10 protein-coding genes and 3 pseudogenes are annotated in these 14,639 nt (G+C 44.1%); 12 read left to right on the forward strand and 1 reads right to left on the reverse strand.

Annotation, left to right across the window (positions count from 1 at the left end; translation table 11 throughout):
• Positions 1 to 24: 24 nt before the first annotated feature.
• Positions 25 to 990 (reverse strand): AraC family transcriptional regulator, encoded by a 966-nt coding sequence (locus tag LJE12_RS01960; protein WP_227226475.1) that lies wholly within the window; start codon positions 988 to 990, stop codon positions 25 to 27.
• Positions 991 to 1,215: 225 nt separating this feature from the next.
• On the opposite strand from LJE12_RS01960, the gene LJE12_RS01965 reads away from it, so the two are divergent.
• The 12 genes and pseudogenes from LJE12_RS01965 to miaA all read left to right on the forward strand — a co-directional run bounded on the left by LJE12_RS01965 (position 1,216) and on the right by miaA (position 14,565).
• The gene (locus LJE12_RS01965) at positions 1,216 to 1,797 is read left to right on the forward strand and encodes an MptD family putative ECF transporter S component (protein WP_044930260.1); all 582 of its coding nucleotides are present in this window, start codon (positions 1,216 to 1,218) and stop codon (positions 1,795 to 1,797) included.
• A complete protein-coding gene (locus LJE12_RS01970; RefSeq protein ID WP_227226474.1) occupies positions 1,797 to 2,534 on the forward strand; it encodes an energy-coupling factor transporter transmembrane component T in 738 nt (245 codons plus the stop codon). Before LJE12_RS01965 ends, LJE12_RS01970 begins: the two co-directional genes overlap by 1 nt.
• A 5-nt stretch (positions 2,535 to 2,539) precedes the next feature.
• A complete protein-coding gene (locus LJE12_RS01975; RefSeq protein ID WP_227226473.1) occupies positions 2,540 to 4,054 on the forward strand; it encodes an ABC transporter ATP-binding protein in 1,515 nt (504 codons plus the stop codon).
• Positions 4,051 to 4,893, forward strand: coding sequence for an ABC transporter transmembrane domain-containing protein (locus LJE12_RS21005; RefSeq protein ID WP_227226472.1), 843 nt, complete (start codon positions 4,051 to 4,053; stop codon positions 4,891 to 4,893). The genes LJE12_RS01975 and LJE12_RS21005 overlap by 4 nt, the downstream gene beginning before the upstream one ends.
• Positions 4,894 to 4,994: 101 nt before the next feature.
• Positions 4,995 to 5,855: pseudogene (locus LJE12_RS21010) on the forward strand (ABC transporter ATP-binding protein); the annotation flags it as partial.
• A gap of 10 nt (positions 5,856 to 5,865) precedes the next feature.
• Positions 5,866 to 6,228: pseudogene (locus LJE12_RS01990) on the forward strand (metal-dependent transcriptional regulator); the annotation flags it as partial.
• 273 nt (positions 6,229 to 6,501) lie between these two features.
• The gene (locus tag LJE12_RS21015; protein ID WP_227226502.1) at positions 6,502 to 6,726 is read left to right on the forward strand and encodes a transposase; all 225 of its coding nucleotides are present in this window, start codon (positions 6,502 to 6,504) and stop codon (positions 6,724 to 6,726) included.
• 294 nt (positions 6,727 to 7,020) lie between these two features.
• Positions 7,021 to 7,146, forward strand: a complete 126-nt coding sequence (locus LJE12_RS19970) for a hypothetical protein (protein WP_255601775.1) — start codon at positions 7,021 to 7,023, stop codon at positions 7,144 to 7,146.
• 217 nt (positions 7,147 to 7,363) lie between these two features.
• Positions 7,364 to 8,113 (forward strand): annotated as a pseudogene (locus LJE12_RS02000) (PD-(D/E)XK nuclease family transposase).
• An 813-nt stretch (positions 8,114 to 8,926) separates the two neighbouring features.
• Entirely contained in the window at positions 8,927 to 11,542 is a 2,616-nt protein-coding gene (gene mutS, locus LJE12_RS02005) for a DNA mismatch repair protein MutS (RefSeq protein ID WP_227226501.1), read from the forward strand.
• A 6-nt stretch (positions 11,543 to 11,548) separates the two neighbouring features.
• The gene (gene mutL / locus LJE12_RS02010) at positions 11,549 to 13,600 is read left to right on the forward strand and encodes a DNA mismatch repair endonuclease MutL (RefSeq protein WP_227226471.1); all 2,052 of its coding nucleotides are present in this window, start codon (positions 11,549 to 11,551) and stop codon (positions 13,598 to 13,600) included.
• A 20-nt stretch (positions 13,601 to 13,620) separates the two neighbouring features.
• Positions 13,621 to 14,565: a tRNA (adenosine(37)-N6)-dimethylallyltransferase MiaA gene (gene miaA, locus LJE12_RS02015; protein WP_227226470.1), complete on the forward strand. Its 945-nt coding sequence runs from the start codon at positions 13,621 to 13,623 to the stop codon at positions 14,563 to 14,565.
• Positions 14,566 to 14,639 lie beyond the last annotated feature (74 nt).

Consider the following 14,639-nt stretch of genomic DNA (forward strand, 5'->3'; position numbering starts at 1 on the left):
AAGCGGCAAATCCCGGCTTTGCTCTTATCGGTTTTCCAAATTCTTTGACCGCCGGTATTCCAGCGGCGATAGTCCAAACTGCTTTTTGAACACAGCTGCAAATTTCCCTTGATTAGAATAGCCGACCTGTTCGGATATTTCGGCAATCGGACGCTTTGTGTCCGAAAGAAGTCTTGCGGCTTCGTTCATACGGATTTCCCGTAGCCAGGTGGATATATTTTGTCCATATACGCCTCTAAAATAGTTTTTCAGACTGGTTTCACTGACCGAAAAGCGTTCTGCAATCTGCCGTACAGGAATGTGCTGGCGAAGATCATCAGAGAGAATTTGCGCTGCCCTTTTTGCAATTTCAACCTGCGTTTCCGTGTAGAAGCCGCAGGTTTTCGGAGGCCGGATTTCCATGTTAAAAAGCCGGTGGAGAAGTTCAAGCATATAGATTTGCAAATGGAAGGCAGAGGGCTTTTCAGATAGCCGCCAGAGTTTTTGAAATATATTTTCCAGCTCACTGTCCGCTCCGTTGATATATGTCTTATGGTTGCCACAATAACTTTTTTCCAGCGTAGGGAGGTCAAGTGAAAAAGATTTCAAAAGTTCACCGCAGGACTGTAAAAGAAGTGGCAGGTCAAAGTATATTTTTATGCCCTGATATTGCCGTGTGGGAAAGATATATTCTTTCTGTGCGGTCTGTTCACTGACACAAAAATCATTTTCCTTCAGGTAAATGTAGGAGCCGTCATCCAGAAGCAATTCACTTCTGCCCGAAACGCAATAGTTAATCAGCAAAGGCTTTAGATTTGAATTTTCATCCGACTCCGGCCATACGGGAGCGTTTACAAAAATAAAAGCCAAAGTCAGCCCCGGAAAGAGCGTATGGAATGTCATGCGTCCCTTGCCATCTGCCCGATCCAAAAGCAATGTGCTGCTATTTGGACTGTTTTTCAAGGTCACACCAGAAACAGCATCGCTGTTTTCTAAAATGTTGTATATCATGTTACGCAACTGCTTCGCCCCTTTCATCACGCAAAATCGCTGATATTATTATACCTGCGAGAAAACTCCCGGTCAATGGATATTCTGGCAGAGCGAAAAAACTCCTTGCTATACGGGCTTAAAATACCGATATGTGCATAGAAGCACAGCTGAATTTATGCTATCATTAGGGTTGGTTAGCAAGAACTAACAAAGACAAAAGTAATCATGTTAGGAGGTTTCGCAATGAACAACAAATTGCAAGGAAAGGACTTAATCAACATCGGTATTTTTACTGCGATTTACTTTATCGTCATTTTCGCAGCGGCGTCTATCGGTTTTATCCCAATCTTTATTCCGCTTATCAGCGTGATCGTGCCGCTTGTCGGCGGTATTCCGATGATGTTGTTCTTCTCCAAAATTAAGAAATTCGGTATGCTTACCATCTGCGGAGTGCTGCTGGGTATCATTATGCTGCTGACCGGCATGGGCTGGTGGTGCATCCCTACTGGGCTGATCTTCGGGCTGATTTCCGATTTTATGATGAAAGCCTGTGACTACAAAAATGCCAAGCGCGAAGTGTTGATCCACGGCGTTTTTTCCATGTGGGTAATCGGCGCCTTTATTCCCATCGTTGTGACGCGTGACGCTTACTACCAGAACCTGCTCCCCGGCTACGGTCAGGAATATGCCGACACGCTCATGGCTTATATGCCCGATTGGATTTTGCCGGTACTGCTTATTGCTGCTTTCGTCAGTGGTCTTGTCGGCGGCCTGATCGGACGGAAGATTTTCAAAAAGCACTTTGAGCGGGCGGGAATTGTGTAATGAGCCGCGAACTTCTTGCAAGTCAAAAAAACAATAGCGGAATTTTATTAGACTCCCGGACAAAACTGGCGGTACTGATTACCATAGCTGTCTTTATTTTAGGCGGTTCGTATGAAGGTATCATGCAGTATTACATCATCGTGTTGGCGGCGATCCCGCTGTTACTTTTGTCAGCGGCCAGAAAATGGAAAGGCGCTGTTCTCTATATCCTGATTTTTGGAGGCAGTCTGTGCCTGGAAATGTTCGGTCTGTCACGACTGGCTGGCGTAGCAAACTACATCGCGGTAGCTGTCGTTGGTATTCTTCTGCGGTTCACCCCTAGCGTGGTCATGGGATATTTCGTGGTAACGACAACCACGGTCAGCGAATTTGTTGCGGCGATGGAACGGCTCCACCTGCCGCAGCAGATCACCATTCCTATGTCTGTGATGTTTCGCTTCTTTCCCACGGTTGCGGAAGAATGGAGCGCTATTGGGGACGCCATGCGGATGCGTGGCGTTCGCTTTGGTGGTGGAAAAGTCGGTGCGATTTTAGAGTATCGGATTGTCCCCATGATGATCTGCTCCGTCAAAATCGGAGAGGAACTGTCCCAGGCAGCCCTTACGCGGGGATTGGGAGGCCCGGTAAAACGGACGAATATCTGTAAGCTGGGTTTTCATGTGCAGGATGTTATTTTCCTGCTGATCTGTCTGGGAGCATTTGCAGCGCAAATCTATGTGCTTGCCGCAAGGGGGTGAAGGAAATGATTGAATGTCAAGATGTGTCCTTTTCTTATCCTGCCAGTACCCTTCCCGACAGTGAGAGGCAGACCGGTGGCGCTTTGAAACATATTTCCTGCACTATTGAGGACGGTTCTTTTGTCCTGCTCTGTGGGACTTCCGGCTGTGGGAAAACAACCATGACCCGGTTGTTTAACGGCTTGATCCCCCATTATCATGAGGGGATTTATACCGGCTCCGTCTATCTGGATGGAAAGGATACCCGTGACCTGTCACTGTTTGATATTTCTCTGAAAGTCGGTTCTGTATTTCAAAATCCGCGTTCTCAGTTTTTCAATGTGGACACGACCAGCGAACTGGCTTTCGGCCCAGAGAATCACGGCATAGCGGAAGATCTTGTGCGTGACCGTGTAAAGCGTGTAGCTGCACAGCTAAAGTTGGAGCCGCTGCTTGATAGAAGTATTTTTTCTTTGTCCGGCGGTGAAAAGCAAAAAATCGCCTGCGGATCGGCAGCGGCGATTGACCCGGATGTTTATGTGCTTGATGAACCATCATCCAACCTTGACGCATACGCTATCGCTGATTTCCGGCAGCTTCTCTTTACTTTGAAATCGCAGGGAAAGACCATCATCATCTCTGAACACCGGCTATATTATCTGTCCGGCCTCTTTGACCGTGTCCTGTACCTGAAAGATGGAGAAATTGACGGTGATTATACAGCAGAGGAATTTTGCGGCCTGTCGGCAAAACAGCGCGACGATATGGGATTGCGTCCTCTTGACCTTGCGGGGCTTTCAGAAGTTGAAGGCCCGCCGCAGAGAACGAATGAGGCGGTTTGGACGATAAAGAATGTATCTTTCGCCTATAAGCATGAGCCGGAAACCTTGCATATAATGGAAACCTCTTTCCCATCCGGTAGCGCCACGGCCATCATCGGACATAATGGTGCTGGAAAATCCACATTTGCCCGGTGTCTATGCGGATTGGAAAAGCACTTCAAGGGAACAGTGCAGGATCAGAGCAAGACTTATTCCAGAAAAGAACGATTGAAACTCTGCTATATGGTCATGCAGGATGTGAACCACCAACTCTTTACCGAAAGTGTTCTGGATGAAATTCTGCTCAGTATGAGAACTGAGGATAAGCGGAGGGCAAGAGAAATCTTGCAGGAGATGGACCTGCTGCCTTATGAGGACTGCCACCCGATGGGACTGTCCGGCGGTCAAAAGCAGCGTGTGGCGGTTGCCTCTGCGATTGCTTCGGGACGGCTTCTGATTTTATTTGATGAACCGACCAGCGGCCTTGACCTATTTCACATGAGGCAGGTCGCTAATGTTGTCAATCAAGTGGCAAATGCCGGAAGAACTGCGCTTGTGGTAACGCATGACCCGGAATTTATTTTACGCTGCTGCAATTATGTCCTTCACTTAGAAAACGGGCAAATTCAGGAAAGTTATTCCATAGAGGACAGCGATGGCCGAAAACGCCTGCTAAAGTTTTTTCTGAGTGATATGAAGAAGGAGGTGTCCACAGAATGAAGGAGGAAAAGAAAGAGTCGCCCATAGGCGTCTTATGGGGATGGGGCAAGCCCTATCATGGAAAATTCATCGGCAGTGTTATCCTTGCGGTATTAGGCGTGGCCTGCCAGATGGTGCCCTATTTCTGCGTGGCGCATATTGTCACAATGATGTTGTCTGGGGAACAGAATTTTTCCCGCTATGTGACCGCTGGTATTATTGCACTGTGCGGCTACTTTGGGAAGGTGCTGTTTTCCTGTCTTTCTACAACGATTTCCCACACAGCGACCTATTACACGCTGCGTAATCTGCGGGAGAATATCACCGCAAAGCTGGCTCGCGTCCCGATGGGGACGATTTTAGATACTCCGTCCGGCCAGTATAAAACGACGATTGTTGACCGGGTCGAAGGCATGGAATCGACCTTCGCGCACCTGATCCCGGAAATGACCGCAAATGTGCTGGTGCCTTTGGTGATTGTCGTATATCTGTTCGTTATGGACTGGCGCATGGCACTCCTGTCCCTTGTTACGTTGGTGGTGGGCCTTGCTGTCATGTCCGCCGGTATGAAGAATTATCCCGTCAAATGGGAGGGCGCGGTTAAAGCGGGAAAGCAGATGGCAAACGCCATTGTAGAATACATCGGCGGGATTGAGGTGGTGAAAGCGTTCAGCCAATCCGCCGGTTCCTACAAAAAATATTCTGACGTGGTGAATTATAACGCCAACTATTATGTGGACTGGATGCGTGAAAACCAGAAAACCATGAGCGCCTACAACGCCATCCTGCCCTCAGTGCTGATCTGCGTGCTGCCCTGCGGTTTTGCATTCTGGAGCTTTCCACCTTCCTGTCCATTGTGATTTTCTCGCTGGGGCTGATCGGGCCGATTATTGCGGCCTTTACCTTTACGGACGATTTGGCCGTACTGGGGACAAATGTGGAAGAAATCAGCCAGCTTCTGAACGCCGGGAATATGGCCTCTTTGCTGCAAATGCTGGCGGCCTCGATGGATACGGCAAACTCCATTGATGACACGCCGGTAATGGACGAGAAAGGCGCTGATATTACGCCGAAGTCCAGCGAGATCGTGTTTAACAAGGTGGATTTTTCCTACGCAGACCGTAAGATATTAGATCAGGTCAGCTTTACCATTCCCGAAAAAACGACTACGGCCATTGTCGGCCCTTCCGGGGCAGGAAAGACAACGATGTGCAACCTGATTGCCCGTTTTTGGGATGTGAATGCCGGGAAGATTACCATAGGCGGTACGGATGTACGAGATTTCAAGCTGGACAGCCTGATGAAGAATATCTCGATGGTGTTCCAGAGCGTGTACCTATTTGCAGATACGATTGAGAACAATATCAAGTTTGGCTGCCCGGATGCTACCCATGAACAAGTGGTTGAAGCGGCGAAAAAGGCTTGCTGCCATAACTTTATTTCTGCCCTGCCGGATGGCTATGACACCGTGATTGGCGAGGGAGGCGGTACTTTGTCCGGCGGCGAGAAACAGCGGATTGCCATCGCCCGCGCCATGCTGAAGGACGCACCTATCATCATTTTGGACGAGGCAACAAGCAGCGTTGACCCGGAGAATGAGGATGAATTGCAGCGGGCTATCGAGGCATTGACCCATGACAAGACCATCATCATGATTGCCCACCGTCTGAAAACCGTCCGCAACGCCGATCAGATCCTTGTACTGGACAACGCTCATATCGTCCAGCGCGGCACTCATGCAGAGCTGATCCGGCAGAAGGGCCTGTATGCCGATTTTGTATCGGCCAGACAGGAGGCCATCGGCTGGAAGCTGGCTCAGTAAAGGAGGACTTATGAACCTTTATGCATCTGGAGAAGATTATTTAGAAGCAATTTTGGTTCTCTATAAAAAATTTGGAAGCGTCCGCTCGGTAGACATCGCTCGACATATGGAAGTATCAAAGCCCAGCGTATGTCATGCGGTTAATATTTTAAAAGAAGGGTTTTTAACTATAGATGAGAATCACTTTTTGTACTTGACGAGTCAAGGGAAAGTGGTAGCTGAAAAAATTTATGAGCGACACCGCTTTTTTACGGAAGAACTAATAGAAGCTGGCGTGGATCCACGACAGGCAGAAACAGATGCCTGTAAAATGGAACACGTAATTAGCGATCAGAGTTTCCCAAAATTGAAAGAACAGAAAGAAAAAAATAGATTATTACTGAATTTGTTTACGGCCTATGTCGTAAAGTCCGTAGAAGGGAAAAGGACGACTGAAATTCAAAACGCAATATCCAGACTGGTAAAAGGCAAGACGGTTCTTATTATCGTTACGAATGTTTATACAAAAAGAAAGAACACGAATGCATGAACAGAAGGAAACGGAGAAGCCGCATTCTGAATATGTGCAAAGGAAAGCTTTGTGCCAGCTGATTTGTAAAAAACTTGAGGATATAGGAACAATCACTGTAAAATAGTATCAGGAAGTATTAAAAAATATCCTTTATTAAGTGAGCTGTATACATTAACCAAAGATTTTTGTAACGTTATATTCTCAAAAAATGCTGCAAAATTAGACGAATGGATCAATACAGCACAAAAATATGATATTCCTGAATTTCAAACATTTATAAACGGTGTAAAAAAGGACTTAACTGCTGTAAAAAACGGAATCATATATTCGTATAATAACGGCTTGCAGAAGGTAGTGTAAATAAAATCAAAATTATAAAACGAATAATGTATGGCAGAAACAGTTTTGAATTATTGAAAGCGGAAGTGTTATGCAGAAGTGTTGGTATTCATTGGAATAATAATGGGGTATTTTAATCATCCATTATGGGAGCTTATATTTTCTATATTAGGAAATTCCGGGAGAAGTCCTGGAGCGCATTGGAGAACATCTTACCTTGACAAAGCGGACATACCGTGCCCTCGGACTTGCCTTGGCGAGGATGATGCCTTTACAGGAGACCTGTATGTTCAATGGAACTCAAAAGAATCTGTTTTGGAAAAAGATGAAACAGAATTGGATGCCATGAACATCAATGATCTGGAAAGATTATGGCTGTTTCTTTGTCCGGAATTTGAGTGCAAAGGAAACAGTGTATGCTATGTGGAACGGGTAGGTTAAAAAACACCCGATGCAATTCGGGGAAAAAGTGTCTTGTAAAGGTCATTCATTGATGCTAAGATAAAATAAACAAAAGCTTTTTCGAAAATTTCTTCATAACATAAAAAGAATAAAGTGGGAGGTGACAGCGAACGTGGCAGATGAAAAAATTGTGCCAGAGAACGGATTGGAAGTACGTTACGAAAGATATAAAGGTATTATTAAGAATTTTACACTCATGAGTGACATATTTATGAGAAATGTTTTCAAACAGAGAGAATGCCTGGAATATGTTCTGTAGGTCATTATGGAAAAACAGGATCTGCGAGTAATTGATCAGATCATCCAGAAGGATTATAAGAATCTGCAGGGACGATCCGCAATCATGGACTGTGTTGCCAGAGATTCCGAAGGCAAACAGTTTGATGTGGAGATCCAGCAGGATAATGAAGGTGCATCACCTAAGAGGGCACGTTACCATAGTGGTTTGATGGACATGAACACTTTGAATCCGGGTCAGGATTTTGATGAATTACCGGAAAGCTATGTGATCTTTATTACCAGGGATGACATCCTTGGGTATGGCTTTCCTATTTACCATATTGACAGGCATATCAAAGAAGCCGATGATAGCTTTCAGGACGAAGCACATATTATATATGTGAATTCCAGAAAACAGGAAGACACAGAACTTGGGAGACTTATGCATGATCTGCATTGTAAGAATGCTGATGAAATGCACAGTCCGGTTCTTGCAAAACGGGTACATGAATTAAAAGACACGCAGAAAGGGGTTGAGCTTATGTGCCATGAAATGGAGAAAATCTACAGCGAGGGAATGGAAAGTGGGGAATTAAAGGCCAAAAAAGAAACAGCTCTTTCTCTTGCAGAAATGGGTCTGTCTGTTGAAAAAATTGCAAAAGCTGTAAATCATAATGTGAATGAAGTCCAAAAATGGATTGATGAAAATCTATGTGCAATAAAATAAGGAACGCATTTATAAATGGGCAGGTCTGTTGGGCTTGCCCTGATTTATATAATATCGTGCTTAAGAGTAAATATCCAGTTATAATAGAGCAGTTATTCTGTATCAGAGTTGTAGAGACATCAGCCTTAAATATATTGTATTAGAAAAGGATAACATTATGCCATATATTAAAAACGTTGAACATGAAAAAGTTGTCAGAAGATGTCAGAAGGGGCAATTAAGCAGAATTTGTTGAGGAATAAAAGGAAATTGAAAAAGATATTAGAAAGAAAAGAAAAGAAAAAAGATGCTGGATAATCCTGAATTTGATTATCATGGAATCCTTTATCCATCGCTTAAAAAATGATGCGAAAAACTAAAGATAAGTAAAAATAGTGTAGTAAGCAAAAGTCATCGGAGCGGATGCAGCTTACAGGAAGCCTGAGAAAACAATGCGAACACTTATGAACAATAATACCTTCATGGTACGAATTGGGCGAAGAACCCTGATTGATAAGAAAAATTTCAGAAATGGATAGATCGGCAGTCTTGAAAGGTTTTTGGGGTTGTGTTAAAATTAAGTCCAGTGCCATGCATGATCATCTATTGTTATTAGAAAAAGGATGGTAATGTTATGGAAAAAAATCTAAAAGGAAAAGAAAGCTGATTTTGCTGATGAAATGAGATTTTAGGAAGAGGTTTAAATATTTGGAAAAAACAAGAAACACTGAAGAAGAAAAAAAAATGGGTCAAAAGTGGGTCAAAGAGGAACATAAAGCATCTACAAGCCGCGTAAATACAGGGTTTCCAGTTAACACAGGGAAATTATCACCGATGATGCAGGAATACTGCAAGACAAAGGAACAATATAAAGACTGCATTCTATTTTACCGTCTTGGAGATTTCTACGAGATGTTTTTTGATGATGCGTTGCTTGTCACCAAAGAGCTGGAGATCACCCTTACAGGAAAGGACTGTGGATTAGAGGAGAGGGCACCCATGTGTGGTGTCCCTTATCATGCTGCGGAAACTTACATCAACCGTCTGATCGAGCGGGGACATAAGGTAGCGATCTGTGAGCAGGTAGAGGATCCCAAAAAGGCCAAAGGACTGGTAAAACGTGAGGTTGTAAGGATCGTAACTCCCGGAACCACACTGGATGCGGCCTCTCTGGATGAGACGAAGAATAATTACCTGATGTCTATTGTGTCCATGGAAGAACATTTCGGATGTGCTATCGCAGATATCACTACAGGTGACTGTTTCCTTACTGAGGTGGATAAACCTCAGAAACTCCTGGATGAGATCAATAAATTTGTACCTGCGGAGATCATCTGTAATGATTCTTTTTATATGTCCAATATAGATACGGATGATTTGCAGAACCGTCTGGGAATCTGTGTTTTTTCCCTGGATTCCTGGTATTTCGATGACGAATTATGCCGCCGTACATTAAAGGAACATTTCCATGTGGGTTCTCTGGAAGGACTGGGTATCGGAGATTATGATTGCGGGATCATTGCAGCAGGAGCTCTTTTCCTTTATCTGAAGGAAACCCAGAAAACAGCATTGTCCCATATGGCAACGATCCGTCCTTATGCAGCAGAGAAATATATGCTTATTGACAGTTCCAGCCGCAGGAATCTGGAACTTGTGGAAACCCTGAGGGAGAAACAGAAACGAGGTTCTCTTCTCTGGGTATTGGACAAAACAAAAACAGCAATGGGAGCCAGAACTCTCCGCAGTTATGTAGAACAGCCATTGATCGACAGAGATGAGATTGAACAACGTCTGGAAGCACTGGATGAGTTAAATAAAAACGGAATGCTTAGGGATGAGATCAGAGAATATCTGGGACCGGTCTATGATCTGGAACGACTGATCAGCCGTATCAGCTATAAATCTGCGAATCCAAGGGATCTGATCGCATTTGCTTCTTCACTGGAAATGCTTCCTTATATAAAACAGGTATTAAAGGAGTTTAAAACACCTCTGCTTCAGAAAATCTGTGAGGATATGGATCCGCTGGAAGATGTGACAGATCTGATCAAGCGTGCTATTGTGGAAGATCCGCCTCTTGCACAGAAGGATGGAGGAATCATCAAAGAGGGCTATAATGAGGATGTAGATAAATTCCGCCATTCAAGAACAGATGGTAAGAAATGGCTTTCTGAGCTGGAAGCAAGAGAGCGTGAACGCACAGGCATCAAAACAATGAAGATTAAATATAATCGTGTATTTGGTTATTCACTGGAGATCACCAATACTTTTAAGGATCTGGTGCCGGATAATTATATCCGTAAGCAGACTCTTACAAATGCAGAGCGTTATATCACCCAGGAATTAAAGGAACTGGAGGATCTGATCCTTGGGGCTGAGGATAAACTTTATGCTCTTGAATATGAACTGTTCTGCAATGTAAGGGACACAGTAGGAAAAGAAGTTATGCGGATCCAGAAGACTGCCAAGGCAGTGGCCGCACTGGATGTGTTTGCTTCCCTTGCCCTGGTTGCTGAGAGAAATCATTTTGTACGTCCGAAGACAAATACAACAGGTGTGATAGATATTAAAAACGGTCGTCACCCGGTTGTAGAGCAGATGATAGAGAACGATATGTTTATTGCAAATGATACATATCTGGATAATCATAAGAAACGGGTATCTATTATCACAGGTCCAAACATGGCAGGTAAGTCTACATACATGAGACAGACTGCCCTGATCGTACTGATGGCACAGATCGGAAGTTTTGTCCCTGCTGAAAAAGCAAACATCGGAATTGTTGACAGGATCTTCACCCGTGTAGGTGCGTCGGATGATCTGGCAAGTGGTCAGAGTACCTTTATGGTGGAGATGACAGAGGTTGCAAATATTCTGAGAAATGCAACTGCAAGAAGCCTTCTGATCCTTGACGAGATCGGACGTGGCACCAGTACATTTGACGGTCTTGCTATTGCATGGGCTGTGATCGAGCATATCAGCAATACAAAGCTTTGTGGTGCCAAAACATTATTTGCCACCCATTACCATGAGCTTACTGAACTGGAAGGTAAAATTCCGGGAGTCAATAACTACTGTATTGCTGTCAAGGAAAAGGGGGATGATATTGTATTCCTGCGTAAGATTGTCCAGGGTGGCGCAGATAAGAGTTATGGTATCCAGGTTGCCAAGCTTGCCGGTGTTCCTGATTCTGTGATCCAGAGAGCAAAGGAACTGGTGGAGGAACTGAGTGATGCGGATATTACGGCAGCAGTAAAAGACCTGACATCTGCGAAAAAGAAAAAGCCTGTATACGATCAGATGGATATGGCACAGATGTCTCTGTTCGATACAGTTAAGGATAACGATATCATTGATGAGATCAAAGGTCTTGATATGGGGAATATGACTCCTATCGAGGCAATGAATACACTTTATAACCTGCAGAACAAGATTAAGAACAGATGGTGATAAAAGTTGAGAAAAATTGCAGTATTAGACCAGCAGACCATAGATAAGATTGCTGCCGGTGAGGTAGTGGAACGTCCGTCCTCCATTGTGAAGGAGCTTGTGGAAAATGCAATTGATGCAGGAGCAACTGCTGTAACAGTGGAGATCACAGACGGCGGCAAAAAGATGATACGTATCACAGATAATGGCGGGGGTATGGAAAGAGATCAGGTACCCCTGGCATTTTTGCGTCATGCCACCAGTAAGATTGAGAAGGTTGAGGATCTGGAACACATTGCGTCTCTTGGATTTCGCGGTGAGGCTTTGTCCAGTATTGCTGCTGTTGCACAGGTGGAACTGATCACAAAAACCCCATCTGCATTAAGCGGCGTCCGTTATGTGATCAACGGTGGTGTACAGGAGTCTTTAGAGGATATGGGAGCACCGGAAGGAACTACTTTCCTGGTGAGAAATCTTTTTTACAATACACCTGCTAGAAGCAAGTTCCTGAAATCAGATACTACGGAGGGAAATTATGTCAGCACTTTGATGGAGCAGCTGGCATTGTCCCATCCTGAGATTTCTTTTAAATATATCCAGAATAAACAGGTGAAGCTTCATACTTCCGGAAATTACAATGTGAAAGATGTGATTTATAATATATATGGAAGAGATATCACCAAAGCACTTCTTGAGGTATCCTACGAGAATGATTTTATGAAGATTGAGGGTTTTGTGGGAAAACCGGAGATTTCCAGAGGTAACCGTACCTTTGAGAATTATTATATTAACGGACGTTTTGTAAAGAACCGGATCATTGCAAAGGGGATAGAGGATGCCTATAAGGGTTTTCTCATGCAGCATAAGTTTCCCTTTGTTTCTCTTCATATTCAGATGGAGGGAAATGATCTGGATGTAAATGTGCATCCAAGCAAGATGGAGGTGCGGTTTGCAAGAGGAACAGAAGTTTATGATGCAGTTTACGAGACAGTCCACAAGGCTCTTACCACAAGAGAAATGATCCAGACAGTGCCTTTTGGAAAAGAAGAGCCGATTAAAAAGCAGCAGCCTGTGGTAAAACCGGGGGATGTACCGGAGCCATTTGAAACCAGACGTCGGGCTGAAATTCCGGAGTATCGTCCAAAGACTGTAAATACAGCTTCCAGGGTTTCTGAGCATACCGCACTACCACGAGGAACTGTTACAATGGCAGAACAGGCAGTGCGTGAACAGCAGATCTATCAGACCAGGGATCCTCTTACCAAGGCAGAGGAACAGCTTTTTGAGGGAACACTAAGCGAGAAAAAGAATGAAGAACAACCGGTATTTTCAGAGACAAAGCAGGAAATTGCAGAACAGAAAACTGCAGAATATCTGAAGACTGCTGTGGATTCAGAAGGAAACAGAAAACAGATAGAACAAAACAAAAATGTAATATCAGAAGAAATCAGACCACAGCAGCTGGAATTATTTGAGGAGAAACTTCTTGCTCCTGAATCCCGAAGCTGTCATCAGCTGATCGGACAGATTTTTGATACTTACTGGCTTGTTCAGTTTGAGGATAAATTTTTTATTATCGACCAGCATGCGGCACATGAAAAGGTTTATTATGAACGTTTCGTAAAAAGGTTTCGTGAGCAGACAGTAGAATCCCAGTACCTCAGCCCGCCACTGATCGTATCCCTGAATCTTCAAGAAGAAGCTCTTCTTAAGGCTAACCGTAAGTATTTCGAGGATTTTGGATTTGAGATTGAACCATTTGGCGGTAAGGAATACTGTATCAATGCAGTCCCGGCCAATCTGTACGGTCTTACGGAGGAAGAACTTTTTCTGGAAATGCTTGACAATCTTGCTTCTGAGAAGGATAAGGATCCACTTGGAATCTTTGCTTCCAGACTGGCCACCATGGCATGTAAGGCTGCGGTAAAGGGAAATCATCAGATGTCCGACCGGGAGGCAAATGCATTGATCGATGAACTGCTTACACTGGAGAATCCCTATCACTGTCCTCATGGAAGACCGACGATTATTTCCATGACTAAAACAGAACTGGAAAAGAAATTTAAACGTATTGTATAGTTTATATATAAGGAGCTATTATGAAAAAGCCACTGATCGTTCTTACAGGACCGACGGCAGCAGGAAAAACCCATCTATCCATTGCTCTTGCGAAAGCAGTAAACGGAGAGATCATTTCTGCTGATTCCATGCAGGTCTACAAATATATGGATATTGGATCAGCTAAGATCCGGCCGGAGGAGATGCAGGGAGTAAAGCATTATCTGGTAGATGAACTGCTGCCTCAGGAAGAATTTCATATCGTGAAATTCCAACAGATGGCAAAAGCTGCCATGGAAGAAATTTATGCCAAGGGGAAAATTCCTGTTCTGGTAGGAGGAACCGGATTTTATATACAGGCTATTACAAAGGATATTGATTTTACTCAGGCAGAGCAGGAAGACGGATACCGTCAGGAGCTGGAACAGCTTGCTGCAGAGAAGGGAAATGAATATCTGCATCAGATGCTTTTGGATGTTGATCCTGTCAGTGCCGGGGAAATCCACGCCAATAATGTAAAACGTGTGATCAGGGCACTGGAGTTTTATCATCAGAACCAGTCGCCGATCTCCGCACATAATCAGGAGCAGAGGGAACACGAAACCCCTTATAATCTGGCATATTTTGTGCTGAATGTACCAAGGGAACTTCTTTATAAACGGATTGATGACCGTATTGATGAGATGTTAAAAGAGGGACTCCTTGAGGAAGTGCAGAAGTTAAAAGATATGGGATACCACAGGGGGATGGTTTCCATGCAGGGACTTGGATATAAAGAAATCCTTGCATATCTGGATGGCGAGTATCCGTTAGAGGAAGCGGTCAGGATCCTGAAAAGAGATACCAGACATTTTGCAAAACGTCAGCTGACCTGGTTTCGCAGGGAGAAGGATACCATCTGGATGAATAAGGATGAATTTGACTATAATGAAGACAGAATCCTTGATGAGATGCTGAAGGTATGCAGGGACAGAAGAATTTTATAACCGAATTTTTCTTAAAAATCACTGATACAGAATAAGTGAAATTCAGAGATAAAATAAAGATAATAATGCAAACA

This window comes from Blautia sp. DFI.6.71, from assembly GCF_020593585.1.
Lineage (GTDB): Bacteria > Bacillota > Clostridia > Lachnospirales > Lachnospiraceae > Blautia_A > Blautia_A wexlerae.

Bases quoted from the DNA above. Each gene is read 5' to 3' on its own strand.
- LJE12_RS01970 (WP_227226474.1), top strand. From the start codon at position 1,797: ATGAGCCGCGAACTTCTTGCAAGTCAAAAAAACAATAGCGGAATTTTA.
- LJE12_RS01975 (WP_227226473.1), top strand. From the start codon at position 2,540: ATGATTGAATGTCAAGATGTGTCCTTTTCTTATCCTGCCAGTACCCTT.
- LJE12_RS01960 (WP_227226475.1), bottom strand. From the start codon at position 990: ATGATATACAACATTTTAGAAAACAGCGATGCTGTTTCTGGTGTGACC.
- LJE12_RS21005 (WP_227226472.1), top strand. From the start codon at position 4,051: ATGAAGGAGGAAAAGAAAGAGTCGCCCATAGGCGTCTTATGGGGATGG.
- miaA (WP_227226470.1), top strand. From the start codon at position 13,621: ATGAAAAAGCCACTGATCGTTCTTACAGGACCGACGGCAGCAGGAAAA.
- mutS (WP_227226501.1), top strand. From the start codon at position 8,927: ATGATGCAGGAATACTGCAAGACAAAGGAACAATATAAAGACTGCATT.
- LJE12_RS01965 (WP_044930260.1), top strand. From the start codon at position 1,216: ATGAACAACAAATTGCAAGGAAAGGACTTAATCAACATCGGTATTTTT.